Genomic DNA, 18,832 nt, shown 5'->3' on the forward strand with positions numbered 1-18,832 from the left:
CCTGCGGTCACGCTATTGCGCAGAGACAGCCAATGGCACATGGTAGCGCCATGGCAACGGAAATTGAGTTCTCTTTCAAAACCTTGACGGGCACCGCACAACGGCACATCCGGGTGTTTCAGATCCACCAGTTTCTGGACCGGTTTGCCATGGGTCTGACAGTGGCCGTCGTCGCGCTTGCGCTGACGGACCGGGGCATGGATCTGTTGCAGATTTCGCTGCTCTTCGGGGTCTACTCGCTGACGACGATGGCGATGGAATTGCCGTTTGGCGGTCTGGCCGACACCATTGGTCGCAAACCGGTCTTTCTGGCAGCGGTCATCGCCAGTCTGATTTCGCTCGTGCTGTTTCTGTCATCGAGTGACTTTACTGTCCTGGCTCTCTCCTTCGCCTGCATCGGGTTCGGGCGTGCCCTGCGGTCAGGCACGCTTGATGCCTGGTTTGTTGAGACATTCAGGACCGCGGCGCCAAATGTGGATGTCCAGCCCGCTCTTGCAAAGGCGCAGTGGGCTAATGCCATGGGCCTCGCCTTCGGTGCAATTTTGGGAGGCTTGCTCCCGGACGTATTTGGCATGACCGCGCTGAGCTATGGGATCAGCATCTATGATGTGTCCTATGTGGCAAGCTTTGCCGTGATGATCGCAGTGTTGATCTACACGATGTTTGCCATCACCGAAGAGCCACGCCCGTTGAATGCCAGCGCGTTGAGACAAGGGTTCACCAGCGTCCCGTCCGTGATCGCACAGGCGGGCGCGCTTGCCTTGAGGCATCCGACACTTTCCATGCTTCTGGCAGCACTGGCCTTGTTCCTGATGGCGACCAATCCGGTTGAGGTGATCTGGCCGACCTACGCAAAGCCCATGCTGGACGAGCGCTACGCCAACACCGCCATTGGCACCCTGACGGCGGGTTACTTTTTTGCCATCGCGTTTGGCGCGGCGCTGTCACCCTATATCAGCCGTGTCTTCAGGCGTCGTCATGCGGTCACGCTTGCGGCGCTTTTTTCCTGTCTTGCCGGTGTTCAGCTGGCCTTGGCGATGCAGGGCAATATCGTGGGATTTGTCGGTGTCTTCCTTTTGTACTCTATCCTTCTTGGAGCAAGCGAGACGCCTGCAAGTAGCATCCTGCATCGCTGCGTGGACGATCGGCAGAGATCAACAATGCTGTCCTTGCGATCTCTCATACAGCAACTGGGGGCGGCATTGGGACTGGTGCTGGCCGGAGCCGTGGCCGATGTCTATTCCACGCCTGTTGCATGGGGTGTCAGCGCCGTGTTCCTGCTGATAGCGACGGTGCTGAGTTTGCTGCTGGCCAAGCGACTGACGGCGGCGGCGGAGAGCTGACGTCTGTGCAGCGGGCAGCGCCAAACAGGTGACAGCCTTAACAGCCCGCGCCGGTAACTCTCCCCCGCTGACAAGCGAAACATGCGGATTCCCATTTTTCCTTTCCGGTCCTCGGCGCGAGGTTTGTGCTGCGCGGCGGAAACGACGCTGCGGTAGGCGATAGAGTGCCGATCATGCCATGCCGCGCTCTGACACCTCCGTGGGCCTTGCCAACCATCGACGTTCAGCTTAAACGACAATTGTTATGTTGTAACATTACACTTACTCATTCAAAAACCGCTGGAGACGAAAATGCTACGTACAATCTTCAAACGACCTGACCTCCTTGCCGTGGCCGCGCTGGTTGCCCTGTCCACGCAGGCCCCGGCCCAAACCGCGACCAGCTCCACCTCGACCCACAATCACAGCCATCAGGCCAAAGAGCCTGTCCTGATCAACGAAGCAGAGATCCAACCCCGTGACCTCTCTGACTGGGAGGCTGACTGGCAATCGGTCTATCCGTTTCTGCAGGACGGCACTCTGGATCCGGTGATGGCGCATAAAGCAGAGAGCGGGAAGAAGTCCGCCGAAGACTATCGCGCGTATTATGAGGCTGGCTATAAAACGGATGTGGAGCGCATTTTGATTGACGGCTCCAGCGTCACATTCTTCCGCGATGGCAAGCCTGTGCAGGGCCAGTACACCAACGACGGATATGAAATCCTGACCTACGCATCAGGCAATCAGGGGGTCCGCTTTATCTTTGAAAAGTCAGGCGGAGACGCGGCAGCACCTCAGTTCATTCAGTTCAGCGACCATGAAATCGTGCCAACCAAAGTCGATCACTATCACCTATATTGGGGCGATGATCGCGCGGAACTGCTGACTGAGGTGACCAACTGGCCGACCTATTTCCATGCTGACTTGAGCGGTGCGGAGATTGCCGCCGGAATGATGGCCCACTAAACGCCAGCGCTGTCGGCGCATAAGAAAGGCCCCCGTGACTCTCTGACGGGGGCCTTGGTGTCTGATAGCTGTCTCAGTCCGCTTATTGCGGCAGCGCGTCCTTGATGCGGTTCAGCGTCGCCTCCAGCAGTGCCGGATTGTCTCGGGCCTGATCCAGCGTGGTGATCAGCAGCGCCTTCTGCGTCGCCTCGATCGAGGACTCCTCGATCATCGTGATCACCTTGTCATAGTTGAAACCTTCCGGTGTCAGCAGCGCATCCTTGGCGGCCTCGGTGCCCTCTTCGGCAGCGGCAGTGGCATCAGCCGCAGCATCTGTTGCAGCCTCAGCGGTCTCGCTCACAGCCGCCGCTGTGTCTTCGGCGGCCTCTGCAAGCTCATTAGCGGCCCCTGTTGCCGTGTCCTCAGCCGCAGCGGCAGTATCTGCAACCGCATCACCAGCCGCCTCTGCTGTTGCAGTGGCCTCCTCACTCAGCGCCGCTGCGCCCTCGTTGGCCTCATCAACTGCGGCAGCCGCGCTGTCCTGCAGCTGATTGGCGCCCTCGGTCAGCCCTTCGGCAATCTCGTTCACTGTTTCCGCTGCCGTCTCGGTCACGGCGGCAGCGGCTTCATTCACCGCCTCTGCGGCGGCATCAACGGAGCTTTCAATCGCGTCTTCGGCGGCTTCAGCAGCGGTGGCGATATCGGTCTCCACCTCGTTAGCGGTCTCCGCAGTCTCCTCAGCGGGGGTCTCGGTTTCAGGCGTCACGATAACAGTCTCTGGCGCCGACTCTCCGGTCTCCATGGAGGAGATATAGAAATATCCGCCCAATGCGACGGCTCCCACACCCAGGCCAATAACGATCGGTTTCATGATAGATCTCCTTCTCTCTCCTAATGCTCCACACGGGGCGGGGCTTGCGGCTTAGCACTTGGGCTTAGGGGCCTGATACTACAAGGGGAATAAACTACCAGCAGCCCCATCGGCCAATCCCCGCCAGTCTGACACCACCGGTCTGCCAAGTTCAGCGCAACGCAGAATTAACCCTTTGATGATGCTCTCAGGTGCAAACAAACCTTGAAAACCGCGATATGGACGGTCATACCCGCAATTGACTTGAATCGCAGGCCCGGGACCGTTATTTTCCGGGCACTTTTCCGAAGTGACAGAAGGATAGACGTCATAGCCCGCAGACCCCACAATGCGCCGCCGCAACGCGACACCGGCCCGCGCACCAACGAAAAAATCCGTGCTCCCGAAATTCGCCTGATTGGCGCCGAAGGGGAGAATGTCGGCGTGGTTCACCCCGCCAAGGCGATGCAGATGGCAGAAGAGGCCGGTCTCGATCTGGTCGAGATTTCGCCCAACGCCACCCCGCCCGTGTGCAAGATCATGGATTACGGCAAGTTCAAATATGAACAGCAGAAGCGGGAAAGCGAAGCACGCAAGAAGCAGAAGATCATCGAGGTCAAAGAGGTTAAGTTCCGTCCCAACACGGATACCCATGACTACGACGTGAAAATGCGCAACGTGTACAAATTCCTGGAAAACGGCGACAAGGTGAAGATCACCCTGCGGTTCCGTGGCCGCGAGATGGCCCACCAGAATTTGGGCCGTGAGCTGCTGCTGCGTGTTGCAGAGGACATTAAGGAACTGGGCAAAGTGGAAAACATGCCCAAGATGGAAGGCCGTCAGATGATCATGATGATCGGCCCGCTGCCGCAGAAATAATCCCTGCCGCAACAGATGTTATGCAAAACCCCGCGCCCTCCGGTGCGGGGTTTTTTCTTATCTGCGTCAACTCCGGGGGGAACTCACCGGAATTGCGATTGCTACATTCAATACTCACGTTTTCTTTACGCTCCCCCCTTAGCTCCTGAAGGGAGTTCGGTCGCTTCCGACAAAATTCACCGCAATTATGGAGCCTCTCTTGAAGCCACTTAGCGACGTCCAAAACAGTGCCTTCATGGCCATCGCCCCCTGCCGTGCCGCGTCTTTGGCGCTGGTGGTTCTGGCCAATGAAGACAGCCAACACGCCCCAGACACTATGAAGGAGCTGCTGGATCAGTCGGTACAGCGGATCAGGGCCGCTTATGAGATGTTGACTGCAGGGCTCGACAAACTGCTGGCGGAAAGTGAACATGAATTGCCGGCTGATCTTGGCGCGCAGCGCAGAAAGTCCATCGAAGCACTGGAGCCTTTTGCCGAAATTCTGAGCACACAATCCGACGGCACGATCCTGAAGCGTGTACGCGAGATGCCCTCGCTCACCGCGCAGGCGCTCTACAAGGTCGAGCCGATTGTCTCGCAGTTCCTGATCGACATGACCAAAAACATGTTTGAGGCGCAGAAATCCCGCGACAGCGCCCGCGACGAGGGGATGCGTGATGCGATTGAAAATGCTGAAACGGTAGGCCGTCATATTCAGCTGATTGCCTTCAATGCCTCGATCGAGGCGGCGCGCATTGGCGACCAAGGCAAGGGGTTTGCAGTGATCGCGTCGGAAATCCGCAACCTCTCGGGACGCACGCAGACATTGCTCGACACGATGTCAGGCTATCTGCGCGCCTGACCCCTCGCGATGACAGAACCAGCCCCGGCGCGACGCCGAGGCTGGTTCTTGTTTTCCAATGGCGGGATTATCCCGCAGCAGCCACCGCCCGTTTGGTGATCACCCCAACCAGATGCGCGCGGTAGGCCTTGGTGCCATGCAGATCGCCGATCATCCCATCCGGATCCACACTGAGGCCCTCAATGGCATCGGGGGAGAAATTCGCCGATAGCGCCGCCTCTGCCGCGCTCCAGCGGAAGACACCTTCCTCGGAGGCACCGGTCACGGCCACGCGCACAGCGTCGGCAAAGCGCGCGACAAACACCCCAACAAGGGCAAAGCGTGAGGCGGGCTGGACAAATTTCTCATAATGGGCCGCCTGTGGCACCGGCAGGCGGATATTGGTGATGATCTCCCCCTCTTCCAGCGCGGTGGTGAACAACCCCTGAAAATACTCATCCGCCGCAATTTCGCGGCTGTTGGTCACGATGGTGGCACCGCTGGCGAGTGCTGCCGCCGGGTAGCAGGCTGACGGGTCGTTATTGGCGAGCGAGCCGCCAATGGTGCCCCGGTTGCGCACCGCCGGATCGCCGATCTGCCCCGCCAGCGCCGACAGGGCGGGGTAGCTGTCAGCGGTGGCGGCTTCGACCTCGCCGTGGGTGGTGGCGCCGCCAATGGCCAGCCCGTCGCCATCCGGGCAGACGCCCCGCATCTCGGCAATGCCACTGAGGCTCACCAATGTGCTGGGCATCGCCAGACGCTGTTTCAGCGTCGGGATCAGGGTCTGCCCCCCACCAAGCGCCTGCGCGTCCTCCGCGCCCAATGCCTTCACCGCGTCAGCGATGGTCGAGGGCTTCTCGAACTCGAATTCATACATATCGTATCCTTTCCGAAAACCGGCTGACCGGCTGTCATCTTTCCGAAAATACTCCGGGTGTATGGGGGCAGCGCCCCCATGAACCCTTAGCCATTCATCGCCGCCCAGACCCGTGCCGGGCTCAGCGGCATGTCGATATGGGTGACATCCTTGCCGGCCGATTGCAGCGCATCCACCACGGCGTTGACCACCGCAGGCGGCGTGCCAATGGCGCCCGCCTCGCCGCAGCCCTTCACGCCCAATGGGTTATGTGTGCAGGGTGTCTGGCAGGAATGATCGACGGTGTAGAACGGCAGATCATCGGCGCGGGGCATGGCGTAATCCATGAAGGACGCCGACAGCAGCTGTCCGTCGTCATCATAGACGCACCCCTCCAAGAGCGCCTGACCGATACCCTGACCAATGCCACCATGGACCTGGCCGTCGACAATCATCGGGTTGACGATATTGCCAAAGTCATCCGCCGCGGCAAAGCTCTCGATACTGACCTTGCCCGTGTCGGGATCCACCTCTACCTCGCAGGCATAGGCGCCCGAGGGGTAGGTGAAGTTCGCCGGATCGTAAAAGGCGGTTTCCTCCAACCCCGGTTCGATATCCTCCAGCGGGTAATTATGCGGCACATAGGCCGCAAGGGTCACATCACCCCAGGCCAGCGATTTATCTGTGCCGGCAACAGTGAACTGGCCGTCCTTCAGCTCGATATCCGCATCCGAGGCCTCCAGGATATGAGCCGCGATCTTCTTCGCCTTGGCGATGATCTTCTCGGTGGCGCGCACCATGGCAGAGCCGCCGACCGCCAGCGAGCGCGAGCCATAGGTGCCCATGCCCATCGGAGCCTTGTCGGTATCGCCATGTTCGATTTCGACCATATCCTCCGGGATGCCGATCATATCGGCGATCACCTGCGGGAAGGACGTCTCATGCCCCTGCCCATGGCTGTGACTGCCGGTCATGACGACGATACCGCCAGTGGCATTCACCCGCACCGTCGCACTTTCATAGAGACCAGCACGGGCCCCCAGCTGCCCCACGAGGTTCGACGGCGCAATGCCACAAGCCTCGATATAGCAGTTGACGCCAAGCCCGCGCAGCTTGCCCTTGGCCTCGCTGGCGGCGCGGCGTGCATCAAAACCGCTGAGATCAGCAATCTCTTCCAGCTTGTCCATGGTCGCCACATAGTCGCCGGTATCATATTCCACCGCAACCGGCGTCGCGTAGGGGAATTCGGTGATAAAGTTCTGGCGGCGCAATGCAATCGGGTCAACACCCAGCTCGCGCGCGGCCTTATCAATGACCCGCTCCAGCTGATAGGTCGCTTCCGGCCGGCCAGCGCCACGATAGGCATCAACAGCAACGGTATTGGTGAACACCGCCTTCACATTCACGTAGATCAGCGGCGTTTTGTAATTGCCGGCCATCAGGGTGCCATGCAGCCAGGTCGGGACCGAGGGTGCAAAGGTCGACAGATACGCGCCCATATTTGCATAGGTTTCCGTGCGCAGCGCGGTGAAGTTGTTGTCCGCGTCCAGCGCCAGTTCGATCTTGGTCACATGATCGCGGCCATGGGCGTCAGACATAAATGCCTCCGACCGCGAGGAGGTCCATTTCACCGCCCGATTGAGGGCCTTGGCGGCAAAGGTGCAGAAGGCCTCTTCGGCGTAGTGGAAGATCTTGGAGCCAAAACCACCCCCCACATCCGGGGCCACAACGCGCAGTTTATGCTCCGGGATGCCCAGCACAAAGGCGCCCATCAGAAGGCGGATCACATGCGGGTTCTGCGAGGTGGTATAAAGCGTGCTGTCGCCAGTGGCGCGGTTGAAATCCCCCACCGCGACGCGCGGCTCCATCGGGTTTGCGACCAGACGGTTGTTGACCAGTTCCAGCGTGGTGACATGGGCCGCATCCTTGATGGCCTTGTCCACGGCATCGCGGTTTTCCTCAACAAATCCCCAGTCATAGCAGAGGTTGGAGGTCAGATCGTCATGCACCTTTGTGGCGCCATCCTTGACCGCTTCTTTCATGTTGATGACCGCAGGCAGGTCCTCGATCTCAACGGCGATAGCCTCTGCGGCGTCGCGCGCCTGCTCGGCCGTTTCGGCAACAACGGCAGCGATGGGATCGCCGACATGGCGCACTTTGCCTTGGGCCAGAACCGGATGAGCCGGCTCCTGCATCACCTCGCCGTGACGGTCGGTCACCTGCCAGCCGCAGGGCAGCCCGCCGACACCTTCAAAATCCGCGCCGGTAAAAATCCGCACCACGCCGGGCATGGCGGCTGCGTCCGCGGTGTCGATCGAGGTCAGCCGACCATGGGCCACATCCGAGCGCAGGAAATGCACATAGGCCTGGCCGTTCAGGTTAATGTCATCTGTGTAATTGCCGGTTCCGGTCAGGAACCTGATGTCTTCGCGCCGTTTTGGGCTGGCGCCGATGCCGCTATCCTTTGGCATTGTCCAAATCTCCTCCCTGGACGGTCTGCGCGGGGCAGACCTCTTGGTCATGCTTTGGTTCTGAACTGGGTCGCCTGTGCGACCTCCGTGCCCGCCTGTCTTCCCGGCCACAGTGCTGTGGCCTCCCTTTGAGGCGGGGTCTGGGGGCTGGCGCTATTCTGCCGCGACGGCAGAGACGTCCTGACCCGAAGCCGCCATGATCGCCTTGACGATATTGTGGTAGCCGGTGCAGCGGCACAGGTTGCCCTCAAGGTATTCGCGGATTTCCTGTTCGCTGGGCTTTGGATTGTCCTTCAACAGCGCTGCCGCAGACATCACCATGCCCGGCGTGCAGAAGCCGCATTGCAGCCCGTGATGATCCTGAAACGCCTGCTGGATTGTGTTCAAGGTGCCATCCGGGGCGGCTTGCCCCTCGATCGTGGCAACCTCTGCACCGTCAGCCTCTGCCGCCAGCATGGTGCATGATTTCACCGCCTTGCCATCGACATGCACAACACAGGCGCCGCATTGGCTGGTGTCGCAGCCGACATGGGTGCCGGTCAGGCCCAGTTCCTCTCGCAGGAAACCGGACAGCAACGTGCGCCCCTCGACCTCTCCGCTGGCAGTCCGACCGTTTACGGTCATTGTGACTTTCACCATCAACTCCTCCCTTGGCTCGCGTAAACTCGCTGGCAGAAGTTAAGCACGGCGCAACAGCCGGCGCGAAGCATTATTCGCAGGGCTTGGACTAAAGTCGCAGGGCGCTGCCAGACCTCGCTCAGACGTCGCTGCGACGTGGGCGGGGCCGTGTGGGGATTTCTTTGAGGAGGCCACCAACCCCCATGGCGGCGATATCTGGGCTACTCACATCGATCCCGCAGACCAGCCGTTCCAGCACCCAATCGGCGCCGTTCAAAGCAGGCGAGCGCGCACAGCCCGGCAAGCCAAGCACAGGACGCCCCGCCAGATCGCCCAGAAACAACAGATTGCCCGGATCCACCGGCATGCCAAAACGGGCGACCTCACCGCCAGCCGCCCGAAGCGCAGAAGGGGCCACATCCAGCGGATCCGAGGTGGCCGACCCGGTGAGGATCAGGATCAGATCGCTGTCTGCACCAACCGATTGCAGGGCGGTCGCCAGCTCTGCCTCGCTGTGCGCCACCACCTGCCGGGGGGCCATCGACATGCCGAACCGGTCAAGCCGCCCGATCATCGCGGCGCGCCCTTTGTCTGGCGGGTGCTCCGCGCTGGTGCGGGTTTCGATCAGGGTGGCGCGGCGCAGCTGAGGTGGGATCAGACGGATCGCCCCGGCCACATCGCGGGTGGCGGCTGCAAGCGCGGCCTCCTCCACCGCGTAGGAGATGATCTTGGCCGTGGCCACCATACCGCCCGCATCTGCCCGGTGATAATCGGACACAGTCGCCAGCGTGATCATTGGATCGACCGCATTCAACGCGTTGATCCGCGCAGCATCGACACGGATCAAACCGGGGCCAAGCGCATGGAGGTTGACCCGCCCTGCCCCGGCACCGGAGATCCGCAGACCCAGGGCTGCGGCGTCGGGCAGCAGCGCCTCTGCCAACATCTCTGCCGCGCGATCCTCGTGGATATCGCTGGGTTCCAGCTGCGCCACGGTCAGCTGACGATGCCCAGCGGCGGCAAGATCGGCCAGATCCTGCGCCGCCAGTCGGGTGCCCTTGGCGATACGATGCTCCGCGCCCTGCAGAGAATGCGCCAGATAGCAGCCCGCCGCCTCATTCAGGGGCACTGCACCAAAGATCATGTCCTGCGTCCGCGCAGCACGGCCGTCATCTCGGCAATGATGGACACAGCGATTTCAGCTGGCCCAGCCGCACCGATATCAAGCCCGATGGGGCCATGGATGCGCTCAATGGCGGCTGCGTCAAACCCGGCCCCCTGCATCCGCGCGACCCGTTTGGCATGGGTGCGGGTTGATCCCAGCGCACCGATGTAAAAACACTCAGAGCGCAGAGCGGCCTCCAGCGCGGGGTCGTCGATTTTCGGGTCATGGGTGAGCAGCACAACAGCGGTGCGGGCATCAAGGCCGAGGGCCGCAATCGCCTCGTCCGGCCAATCCTCCACCAAGGTCTCCCCCGGGAAGCGTTCAGCGGAGGCAAAGGCCGCGCGCGGGTCGATAATCACGGGGTCATAGCCCGCAATGTGCGCCATCGGCACCAGCGCCTGCGCGATATGCACCGCGCCCACCACGATCAGCCGCAGAGGCGGATTATGCACCGCAACGAAGGTCGTGCCGTCCGCCTCGACCCCCGATCGGTCCAGACGTTTGCGGTCGGTATGGCCCTCCGCATCCAGATGTCCCGCGCCACTGTCGAGATCAACGACATAAGACACCGCGCGTCGTTCGGCGCGGGCGGCGACCAGATCGGCCAGCGTGTCTTCGGCGAGTGTGCCGCCGATGGGTTCAACCAAAATGCGGATGGTCCCGCCACAGGCCAGCCCAACGGCAAAGGCATCTTCGTCGCTGACGCCAAATTCCAAGAGCCGGTGACGCCCGTCGGCGATGGCCTCCTGCGCAGCAAGGATCACCGCACCTTCGACACAGCCGCCTGAAACGGAGCCTTCGATGCGACCATCACTGGCGACCGCCAGTTGGGACCCGGTGCGGCGTGGGGCGGATCCCCATGTCTCCACCACCGTGGCCAATGCCGCGCCTCGGCCGCCTTGCTGGCCACAGTCCTTGGCTGCACGGTGCCAGCCGAGCGCCGTTTCAGGAATGTTATCAAAGCGCTGCAATCTGGGTGCCGACATCTGAAACCTCTGGGTTGGGGCGATCGCCGCGTGGTGGTCCATAACCGGACAAGGCCCGCCGCAGACAGGACGGGCAAAGCCGACGATAGACAGAACGGGCCGTGACTTGACGGGTTTAGTCTAGCGCCGGAGCGCAGACAGCGGGATCAAAAACACGCGCGCGGCCTTGCGACTTTGGTCGCAGGAAGGCGCGCGGGGTGTGCGTCGGATCACTTCAGCTTGGACAGTTTGTCCTGCAACTCGGCCAGCTGGCGTTTGATATCATCCAGCCCGTCGCCGTCCTCAGCGCTCTCTGCATCGCCGGATGATTGGTTCGCCCCAGGCCAGCCGCCGGAGAACCCACCGGCCATCGCCTTCAGAAAAGCTTCCTGCTGCGCCTTGATCGCCTCAAACCCCGGCATCTGCGCCATCGGGTTCATCGCATTCATATTCTCAACCATCTTGCTTTGGTTCTCGCGCAGCATCTCGAAGGAGCTTTGCAGGAACTGCGGCATCACCCCGCCGCCCGGCACCATATAGCTGCGCACCAGATCATTGAGCACATTCACCGGCAGGATATTCTCGCCCCGACTTTCGTGTTCGGCGATGATTTGCAAGAGATACTGACGGGTCAGGTCGTCACCTGTCTTGAGGTCGACGATCTGAACCTCGCGCCCCTCCCGGATGAAGCCGGCGATATCCTCCAGCGTCACGTAGTCGCTGGTCTGCGTGTTATAGAGCCGCCGACTGGCATATCGTTTGATCAACAAGGGTTTATCCTGATCCGACATGTCACTTCTCCCCAGACATGATGCGTTGCAGCAAAGCCTATGCGAGCGCAGAACAAAAGGGAAGCGTTACGCCAAGCAGCGCAACAATTGATCGTCGGATCCAATAACCGGCCCACCCCGTTTCCGGAGCTGGGCTGCCGGCCCCCTCGCAAGCCCTGATTGGGCAACCGTAATGGAACAACGAAAAAGGGCAGGTCCGATGACCTGCCCCCTTCGGTGCAAAGAGATTTTATTGGGAGGAGTATAAAACCCCTTTGCAAATGCGCGCGGCGCTTACTTAGCGGCGGCTTTTTTCGCAGCGGAGGTCACGTCGTTGGTGGCCTTCTTCACAGCGGCGGACGCCTCTTCGGACATGTCCTTGCCAGCCGACATCAGCAGCTCAACGGTGTCCATCTGAACCTTTTTCGCAACTTCAGCGAAGGCGGCCATGTTCTCGGCAGCCACTTCAGCGGAGGCGGACGCGAAATCAGTTGCCGCTTTGGCGTAGTCCGCGGGCTCAGCCTGTGCCTTGGAGACGTCGCTCAGCTTGGTCAGGGTTTCCTTGGCCCAGCTGTTGGAAATCTCGGCGGACTTCTCAGCGGCCTGCAGGGCAACATTGGACAGTTTTTCGTTCAGGGCTGCGGTGGTTTTGAACGCATCTTCCATCGCGGTTGTGTCAACCGGAAACGCACCCATCATGTCTTTCATCATCGCGGTAAAATCTTGGGTCTTAGCCATTGTACTGGTTCCTCTTGGTTACGCGGCCAGATCGTTCTGCCGCCTTCGCATGACCCCAATATTGTTTCTGCATCGCAGCATTTCAAGATTTTTATTGCTGCAATGCAGAATATTTTTGAGAACGACCTAAAATCAATCGCTTGCCTGACGGCGGGCCTTCACCCGCACATAGTCTCCCGGCGCTGGCGTCAGCGGCGGATGCTGGGAATCGCCGGGATCACGGGCCGGGACCTGTTTGCCGGACCGTTTCTTGAGCCAGCTTTCCCAACGTGGCCACCAGGACCCTTCGTTGAAGGTGGCCCCCTCCCGCCAGCTGTCGGCATCGACCTTCAGATCGGTATTGGTGTAATGGCCGTATTTGTCGCGGGTCGGCGGATTGACGATGCCCGCAATATGACCCGACTGGGCCACCACAAAAGTCTTTGAGCGCGACCCCATCTGCTGCACGCCGCGATAGCAGTCTTTCCAGCGGGCGATATGGTCAGTCTCACAGGTGATCGCCATCACCGGCACAGTCACGTCGCGCACATGCAGCGTGTGGCCCATCAGCTCAAACCCGTCACGCACGAATTCATTGCGCTGGCACAGGCCGCGCAGATACTGCATCGCCATCCGTCCCGGCAGGTTGGCGCCATCGCCATTCCAATACAGCAAATCAAAGGCTGGGGGCGTCTCCCCCATCATATAGCTGCGGATAGCCGGGCCGTAGACCAGATCGTTGGAGCGCAGGAAGGAAAATGTCCGTGCCATGATATAAGAGCGCAGCAGACCGTTGTTGGTAATCTCCTCCTCGATCCCGTCGATGAAGTCGTTTTGCAGGAAGGGCGTGAACTCTCCCTGATCGGAGAAATCTGTCAGCGCGGTGAAAAACGTCGCCGATTTGATCGAGGTATCGCCCCGCTGTTTCAGCAGCGACAGGGTCAGGCTGAGAGTGGTGCCCGCAATACAGTAGCCGACAGCATTGACCTGTTTGACCTTGCAGATCGACTTGGCGGTCTCGATCGCGCTCAGATATCCCTTCTCGATATAGTCCTCCAGCCCCAGATCGGCGTGCTCCGCGCTGGGGTTGAGCCAGGACACCACAAACAGCGTATAGCCCTGCTCGGTCACCCATTTGATCAGGCTATTCTGCGCCTTGAGGTCGAGAATATAGAACTTGTTGATCCAGGGCGGGAACAGCACGATCGGGGTCTCATGCACGGTTTCCGTGGTGGGACGATACTGGATCAGCTCCATCATCTCGTTGCGGAACACAACTTCGCCGGGTGTCGTGGCGATATTGCGGCCGATTTCAAAGGCGCTCTCATCCGCCAGCCGCACCACCAGTTCGCCGTCATTGGCCTCCAGATCGGCAACCAGATTCTCCAGACCCTTGATCAGCGACTGACCTTCGGTCTCCACCGCCTTTTCCAGCGCGTCGGGGTTTGTCGCCAGAAAATTGGTGGGCGCCATCATCTGCACGATCTGGTCGGCAAAATAGCCGAGCCGCCGTTTGTCGATGTCGTCGATATCCTCAACCTCAGCCACGGCGTTGCGGATCGCCTCGGCATTGGTGAGATACTGCTGCTTGATAAAGTGGAAATAGGGGTTTGATTGCCACATCGGATTGGCAAAGCGGCGATCCGCTGGCGCAGTAGACGCAATGGGCGCGGTCTCGCCCGGGCTGTCGCCCTCCAGGGATTTCGCCAAAAGCGACTGAGCTTCGGCGAAATTCACCACCGCCTGGCCCCAGTAAGCCACTTGTTTTTCCAACAGCTTTGCCGGGTTTTTCGCCATTTCCGACCAATAGGCCGTTGCTGCGCGTGCAAAAAGCTCTTGATTCGGACCATCCAGCGAAGTGGGGTGAGATTTTTTCTGAGCCAGAACATCCATCAGGCGTTTTGAAAGTTGCTCAACCTGCTCCATATTTTTTTTAATTCGTTCAATATGTTCCGGTGAGACGTCCGGATCCGTGCTCTCACTTGTTGTCATCTTAACAAATCCCCCGTAATCTTTCTGCTATGCAGAATACTGTCCGCCCATCATACGACAAAGCAGTGAAACGTCCGATGGGTTGTGACACAACCGCACGTGGATTCAGATCGGATCCAAGCGGCCAACGCAATGGAGATATAACATGCGTTACATGATGTCGTACGATCTGATGGAAACCATGCGCAACACCAACCAGTGGCTTGGCGCAACGGCCCTGTCGATGGCGTCGAACCCCGCCTTTGCCGCGATCCCCAATCCGGCGCTCAGCTGGATGGCCGCCTGGGGCGAGGTCACGGAACGCAGTTTCCAGCGCATGGTGACCAAACCGGACTGGGGCATTTACACCCAGACCTGCGCCGATGGCCGCGATCACGTGGTGGAGATCGACACGGTTGTGGAACGCCCCTTTGGCGATCTGATCCATTTCCGCGTGGCAGGCCGCGCCGAACAGCCGCGCAAGGTGCTGCTGGTGGCGCCGATGTCGGGCCACTACGCAACCCTGCTGCGCTCCACCGTCAAAAGCCTGATCGAAAACTGCGAAGTCTATGTCACCGACTGGCATAATGCGCGCGATATTCCGGTCTCCGCAGGCAAGTTCGATATTGAAGATTACACCCTCTACCTGGTTGATTTCATGCGCGAGATGGGGCCGGACACCCATGTGATTGCGGTCTGCCAACCGGCGCCGCTGACCTTGGCGGCCACCGCTTATCTGGCGGAACAGGATCCCGGCGCCCAGCCCTGTTCGCTGACGCTGATTGGCGGGCCGGTAGATCCCGATGCGACCCCCACCGATGTGACGGATTTTGGCCGCCGGGTCACCATGGGTCAGCTGGAAGAAACGATGATCCAGCGCGTCGGCTTCAAGTATAAGGGTGTGGGCCGCAAGGTCTACCCAGGCCTGTTGCAGCTCAGCTCCTTCATGTCGATGAACGGTGAGCGCCATTCCAAGGCTTTTATGGACCAGATCCAGCGCGTCAGCCGGGGTGAGGCGTCGGATCACGACGCCCACAACCGGTTCTATGACGAATATCTCGCCGTGATGGATATGACGGCGGAGTTCTATCTCTCGACTGTGGAGCGTGTCTTCAAAGGGGGCGAAATCGCGCGCAATGAATTTGTCGTCGCCGGGCACAAGGTGGATATCGGCAAGATCACCGATGTGGCGGTCAAAACCGTCGAAGGCGCCAATGATGATATCTCGGCGCCCGGTCAGTGCATCGCCGCGCTGGATCTCTGCACTGGCCTGCCGGAGACGAAAAAGGCCAGCCATGTGGAGCCGGGGGCGGGACATTATGGCATCTTTGCCGGGCGCAGCTGGCGTGACAATATCCGCCCGCTGGTGATCGAATTCATGAACGCCAACGCCCGCAAGGCAAAGAAACCGGCCGCGAAACGCGCCAAGGCAACCGCCTGACACACCGCCAACAGCTGGACCGGGCTAGACCAGGGTCTGAACCAATCGGACGATGACACAAAGGAGCGCCCAGAATGGCCGATCCGCTGAGTTTCGCATGTGACTGCGGAAAAATCCGTGGCGAGCTATCGCAAGAGGCGCGCAAGGCGGGCACCCGTATCGTCTGCTTCTGCGCCGATTGCCGCGCCAATGAAATCTATCACAACCAGCCCGACCCGGCCCCGGGCCCGGTTGATCTGTTTCAGGTCAATCCCGACGGGGTCCGGTTCCATCAGGGACAAGATCTGTTGCGGCTCATGCGGCTCAGTCCGAAGGGGCTGTTTCGCTGGTACGCGGGCTGCTGCGGCACCCCAATGGCCAATACGCTGGCCAAACCCACGCTGCCCTTCGCCGGGCTGCGGTCGGATCGATTTGCCGATAAAGATGCGCTTGGCAAGATCCGCGCGCGGGCTTCTGTTCCGAAACAGGGCAAACAGCCCCGCACCGAAGGTGCCGCGCGGATGGTCATGTCGCTGTTGAGCCGAATGATCTCGGCGCGGCTGTCAGGCCGTTGGAGGGAGACACCGTTTTTCGACGTCGAAAGCGGTGAGCCGGTGTCAAAGCCAGAGGTGATCAGCAAGGAAGAGCGCGCAGCCCTGCTCCGCTAACCCCTGTGTAAATGGCTGATTCAGCTGGTCTCTAGCGGGTTTGTCAGGGTCAGTGGCGGTAGCGACGGCGCTGCCGGTTGTGCCACGCCCGCAGCGGTAGTTGCAGTCTCCCGCGGCGGGTCCGGTCTCTCGTCCTGATCCGGGGCAACCTCGGCCAGCCATGCGGCCATGGCACCGGTCACCTGATCCGGTTGTTCCAGCGTTGGCAGATGGCCTGCCTCCTCAATCACACAGAGCCGGGCGTTGGGCATCAGGGCCGCCATAAATTCATGCCGTTTCAGCGGCGTCAGCCGATCCTGCGCCCCGCAGAGGATCAGGGTCGGTCCCTTGAAACGGCGCAGTGCCGCCTGCTGATCGGTGCGCCGCTGCAGGGCCCGCGCCTGCGCCACGAACAGCTCAGGTCCCAGACTGCAGCCCTGTTGATAGATGGTGTTGAGGATATCAAGCCGCTGCGGCGACGGCGCCAGACTGTCCACCGGCAGGCAGCCGTGCAGAACATCCTCCAGCCGACCACTGCGGGCCGCGATGATCAGCGGCTCCCACTCGGCGGCCTGTGTTGGCGTATCGGGCAAGGGGCTGGTCGACATCAGACACAACCGGCTGACCCGCTCCGGTGCGCGGCGCAGGATTTCCATCGCAACAATGCCGCCCATCGACAGCCCAGCCAGCGCAAACCGCGCTGGCAGCTGCGTCAGCAGATGATCGGCGATGCGCTCAATCCGGTCGCCGCCCAGAAGCGGCGCCACCATGGTTGGCAGCACGCCGGAAAGCGCCCGCAGCTGCGGCACGAAGACTTCCGCCGTGCCCATCAGCCCCGGAAGCATCACCAGAGGCGCACTACCCGGCCCGCCTGCGCGCGTCTCGGTCTGCCCTGCTCTGCCCAGTTGATCCACCACTCGCGCCTATCCTCCTGCCTCGGTCCCGTAGCCGTTCCAGCGAAACGCGCCGTCGTCAGACAGCGGCGAGAACGGATTATGCGCGATTTCCCAGATATGGCCGTCGGGCGCGCGAAAATAGCCGATGGTGCCGCCCCAGAACACCTCCCCGGCCGGGCGCAGAATTCTGGCCCCTGCCGCCTCGGCCTTGGCCAGAAGCGTGGCTACATCCGCAGCACTGCGGGTGTTGTGGCTGAGGGTCATCGCCCCAGTGCCCAGCTCCTCCACCGGCAGGCCGATATCCTCAGCGAGCGCCGCCAAAGGATACAGCCCCAAGGTCTGTGAGATCAGGTCAAAAGCAATGACGCCATCGGGGCTCTCCGCGCGCTGCCAGCCAAGCGCCTCGTAGAAGGCGGCGGCCTGCTCCATGTCGGGCACCCCGAGGGTGATCAGGCTGATGCGTTGGTCCATCGGTTCCTCTCCTGCCCGTGGCGTCCCTGATGAGGGAGGCCTCGTATTTTTAACAACTCGTGGTGCGCGTTAGATTGCACCCTGCGAAGGGCGCTCTCCTTCTAGCTTAGCGGATCCCATCCGCGTCAGATAGCCCCAGAACCTCTGCAACAGCCGTTTCGATCAGGGACAGACAGGCGGGATCCGAAAACCGGTGATCCGCATCTTTGACCAGTTGCAGGCGCATATCGGCGCAGCTGGCATGATCAAGCAGCCGCAGGGCGGTTTCCGTGCTGACGGCGGTATCGGCGGTGCCTTGCAGACACCGCACCGGCATTGTCAGCTCCAACGGGGCGCGCAACACCAGATGGTTGCGCCCATCCTCAATCATGCGTTGGGTGATCACATAAGGCTCCATGTAGTCGCTTGGCAGTTCAACCTGCCCGCGCGTCTCCAGCTCCGCCTTCTGGGCATCGGTGAAATTGGCCCAATAGCCGTCCTCGGTAAAATCCGGGGCGGCAGCGATGGTGACCAGACCCGCGACCCGCTCCGGCAGGGTCCGCGCCAGCAAGAGCGCCTGCCAGCCGCCCATAGAGGAGCCGACGGGAACAATTTTGCCCGTGGTCAGCGCCTGAACCGCTGCCAGCGTGTCCTGATGCCAGTCGCCAATGCAACCGTCTTCAAATGTGCCGGAGCTTTCGCCGTGGCCGGAGTAATCAAACCGCAGAAAGCCTAATCCCCGCGCCTGCGCCCAGGCTTCCAGATGTATCGCCTTGGTGCCCTCCATGTCGGATTTCAGCCCGCCCAGAAACACCACAGTTGGCGCCGCTGTCTCGCCGCTTGCGGGGGTCAGATGATAGGCCAGGCGGCGGCCGGTATCAGTGTCCAGAAATTGGGTTGCGGTCATACTGTCCCCCGTTGGTATTGTGCCAAATCACAGGCCTTCAGATCTGCCACGGCAACGGCGCGACGGCAATGGCGTGTTTGACCGCAGCCGCATGGGATCCCGGCATAGATCAGCCAAGGTGCAACGCGGCAACGCCTTCAGACTTGGCGACTTTTCACCGTCG

At 60.8% G+C, this 18,832-nt stretch carries 18 protein-coding genes; 6 read left to right on the forward strand and 12 right to left on the reverse strand.

Annotated features, from left to right (window positions below; all coding sequences use genetic code 11):
- The first annotated feature begins 50 nt into the window (after positions 1-50).
- Both OO25_RS10120 and OO25_RS10125 read left to right on the forward strand, forming a co-directional pair.
- Entirely contained in the window at positions 51-1,343 is a 1,293-nt protein-coding gene (locus OO25_RS10120) for an MFS transporter (RefSeq protein WP_040180281.1), read from the forward strand.
- A 291-nt stretch (positions 1,344-1,634) separates the two neighbouring features.
- Positions 1,635-2,288: a metal-binding protein ZinT gene (locus OO25_RS10125; protein WP_052465651.1), complete on the forward strand. Its 654-nt coding sequence runs from the start codon at positions 1,635-1,637 to the stop codon at positions 2,286-2,288.
- Between the two features lie 82 nt (positions 2,289-2,370).
- Here OO25_RS10125 and OO25_RS10130 read toward each other — a convergent pair whose 3' ends face one another.
- Complete coding sequence (locus tag OO25_RS10130; protein WP_040170551.1) at positions 2,371-3,138, reverse strand: hypothetical protein; 768 nt, start codon at positions 3,136-3,138, stop codon at positions 2,371-2,373.
- Positions 3,139-3,447: 309 nt separating this feature from the next.
- On the opposite strand from OO25_RS10130, the gene infC reads away from it, so the two are divergent.
- A complete protein-coding gene (gene infC / locus OO25_RS10135) occupies positions 3,448-3,996 on the forward strand; it encodes a translation initiation factor IF-3 (protein ID WP_040170869.1) in 549 nt (182 codons plus the stop codon).
- Positions 3,997-4,195: 199 nt separating this feature from the next.
- Complete coding sequence (locus tag OO25_RS10140) at positions 4,196-4,837, forward strand: methyl-accepting chemotaxis protein (RefSeq protein ID WP_241770550.1); 642 nt, start codon at positions 4,196-4,198, stop codon at positions 4,835-4,837.
- Positions 4,838-4,904: 67 nt separating this feature from the next.
- Here OO25_RS10140 and OO25_RS10145 read toward each other — a convergent pair whose 3' ends face one another.
- The 8 genes from OO25_RS10145 to phaC all read right to left on the reverse strand — a co-directional run bounded on the left by OO25_RS10145 (position 4,905) and on the right by phaC (position 14,370).
- Positions 4,905-5,693: a xanthine dehydrogenase family protein subunit M gene (locus tag OO25_RS10145; RefSeq protein WP_040179952.1), complete on the reverse strand. Its 789-nt coding sequence runs from the start codon at positions 5,691-5,693 to the stop codon at positions 4,905-4,907.
- Between the two features lie 86 nt (positions 5,694-5,779).
- A complete protein-coding gene (locus OO25_RS10150; RefSeq protein WP_040179954.1) occupies positions 5,780-8,143 on the reverse strand; it encodes a xanthine dehydrogenase family protein molybdopterin-binding subunit in 2,364 nt (787 codons plus the stop codon).
- 153 nt (positions 8,144-8,296) lie between these two features.
- On the reverse strand, positions 8,297-8,782 hold the full coding sequence (locus tag OO25_RS10155) for a (2Fe-2S)-binding protein (protein WP_040179956.1): 486 nt from the start codon (positions 8,780-8,782) through the stop codon (positions 8,297-8,299).
- Positions 8,783-8,900: 118 nt separating this feature from the next.
- Positions 8,901-9,905, reverse strand: coding sequence for a molybdopterin-binding protein (locus OO25_RS10160; protein ID WP_040179957.1), 1,005 nt, complete (start codon positions 9,903-9,905; stop codon positions 8,901-8,903).
- On the reverse strand, positions 9,902-10,912 hold the full coding sequence (locus tag OO25_RS10165; RefSeq protein WP_040180284.1) for an XdhC family protein: 1,011 nt from the start codon (positions 10,910-10,912) through the stop codon (positions 9,902-9,904). The genes OO25_RS10160 and OO25_RS10165 overlap by 4 nt, the downstream gene beginning before the upstream one ends.
- 209 nt (positions 10,913-11,121) lie before the next feature.
- Entirely contained in the window at positions 11,122-11,682 is a 561-nt protein-coding gene (gene phaR / locus OO25_RS10170) for a polyhydroxyalkanoate synthesis repressor PhaR (RefSeq protein ID WP_040179958.1), read from the reverse strand.
- 273 nt (positions 11,683-11,955) lie between these two features.
- On the reverse strand, positions 11,956-12,399 hold the full coding sequence (locus OO25_RS10175; RefSeq protein ID WP_040170543.1) for a hypothetical protein: 444 nt from the start codon (positions 12,397-12,399) through the stop codon (positions 11,956-11,958).
- Between the two features lie 132 nt (positions 12,400-12,531).
- Entirely contained in the window at positions 12,532-14,370 is a 1,839-nt protein-coding gene (phaC, locus tag OO25_RS10180; RefSeq protein WP_040179959.1) for a class I poly(R)-hydroxyalkanoic acid synthase, read from the reverse strand.
- 145 nt (positions 14,371-14,515) lie between these two features.
- Here phaC and phaZ point away from each other — a divergent pair, with 145 nt between their 5' ends.
- Together phaZ and OO25_RS10190 are read left to right on the forward strand one after the other, a co-directional pair.
- Positions 14,516-15,790: a polyhydroxyalkanoate depolymerase gene (gene phaZ, locus OO25_RS10185; RefSeq protein ID WP_040179960.1), complete on the forward strand. Its 1,275-nt coding sequence runs from the start codon at positions 14,516-14,518 to the stop codon at positions 15,788-15,790.
- Positions 15,791-15,864: 74 nt separating this feature from the next.
- A complete protein-coding gene (locus OO25_RS10190) occupies positions 15,865-16,437 on the forward strand; it encodes a DUF6151 family protein (protein WP_040170538.1) in 573 nt (190 codons plus the stop codon).
- A 20-nt stretch (positions 16,438-16,457) separates the two neighbouring features.
- Here the strand turns inward: OO25_RS10190 and OO25_RS10195 are convergent, their stop codons facing one another.
- The 3 genes from OO25_RS10195 to OO25_RS10205 form a co-directional block, all read right to left on the reverse strand.
- The gene (locus tag OO25_RS10195; RefSeq protein ID WP_040179961.1) at positions 16,458-17,333 is read right to left on the reverse strand and encodes an alpha/beta fold hydrolase; all 876 of its coding nucleotides are present in this window, start codon (positions 17,331-17,333) and stop codon (positions 16,458-16,460) included.
- A 6-nt stretch (positions 17,334-17,339) separates the two neighbouring features.
- Entirely contained in the window at positions 17,340-17,783 is a 444-nt protein-coding gene (locus OO25_RS10200) for a VOC family protein (RefSeq protein ID WP_040179962.1), read from the reverse strand.
- Positions 17,784-17,889: 106 nt separating this feature from the next.
- A complete protein-coding gene (locus OO25_RS10205; RefSeq protein WP_040179963.1) occupies positions 17,890-18,669 on the reverse strand; it encodes an alpha/beta hydrolase in 780 nt (259 codons plus the stop codon).
- Positions 18,670-18,832: the final 163 nt, after the last annotated feature.

This window comes from Phaeobacter sp. S60, assembly GCF_000826845.1.
In the GTDB taxonomy this organism is placed as follows: domain Bacteria; phylum Pseudomonadota; class Alphaproteobacteria; order Rhodobacterales; family Rhodobacteraceae; genus Phaeobacter; species Phaeobacter piscinae.

Excerpts from the sequence above, each read along its gene's own strand:
- OO25_RS10120 (WP_040180281.1), top strand. The coding sequence starts at position 51 with ATGGCAACGGAAATTGAGTTCTCTTTCAAAACCTTGACGGGCACCGCA.
- OO25_RS10125 (WP_052465651.1), top strand. The coding sequence starts at position 1,635 with ATGCTACGTACAATCTTCAAACGACCTGACCTCCTTGCCGTGGCCGCG.
- OO25_RS10130 (WP_040170551.1), bottom strand. The coding sequence starts at position 3,138 with ATGAAACCGATCGTTATTGGCCTGGGTGTGGGAGCCGTCGCATTGGGC.
- OO25_RS10145 (WP_040179952.1), bottom strand. The coding sequence starts at position 5,693 with ATGTATGAATTCGAGTTCGAGAAGCCCTCGACCATCGCTGACGCGGTG.
- OO25_RS10150 (WP_040179954.1), bottom strand. The coding sequence starts at position 8,143 with ATGCCAAAGGATAGCGGCATCGGCGCCAGCCCAAAACGGCGCGAAGAC.
- OO25_RS10155 (WP_040179956.1), bottom strand. The coding sequence starts at position 8,782 with ATGGTGAAAGTCACAATGACCGTAAACGGTCGGACTGCCAGCGGAGAG.
- OO25_RS10160 (WP_040179957.1), bottom strand. The coding sequence starts at position 9,905 with ATGATCTTTGGTGCAGTGCCCCTGAATGAGGCGGCGGGCTGCTATCTG.
- OO25_RS10165 (WP_040180284.1), bottom strand. The coding sequence starts at position 10,912 with ATGTCGGCACCCAGATTGCAGCGCTTTGATAACATTCCTGAAACGGCG.
- phaR (WP_040179958.1), bottom strand. The coding sequence starts at position 11,682 with ATGTCGGATCAGGATAAACCCTTGTTGATCAAACGATATGCCAGTCGG.
- OO25_RS10175 (WP_040170543.1), bottom strand. The coding sequence starts at position 12,399 with ATGGCTAAGACCCAAGATTTTACCGCGATGATGAAAGACATGATGGGT.
- phaC (WP_040179959.1), bottom strand. The coding sequence starts at position 14,370 with ATGACAACAAGTGAGAGCACGGATCCGGACGTCTCACCGGAACATATT.
- phaZ (WP_040179960.1), top strand. The coding sequence starts at position 14,516 with ATGCGTTACATGATGTCGTACGATCTGATGGAAACCATGCGCAACACC.
- OO25_RS10190 (WP_040170538.1), top strand. The coding sequence starts at position 15,865 with ATGGCCGATCCGCTGAGTTTCGCATGTGACTGCGGAAAAATCCGTGGC.
- OO25_RS10200 (WP_040179962.1), bottom strand. The coding sequence starts at position 17,783 with ATGGACCAACGCATCAGCCTGATCACCCTCGGGGTGCCCGACATGGAG.
- OO25_RS10205 (WP_040179963.1), bottom strand. The coding sequence starts at position 18,669 with ATGACCGCAACCCAATTTCTGGACACTGATACCGGCCGCCGCCTGGCC.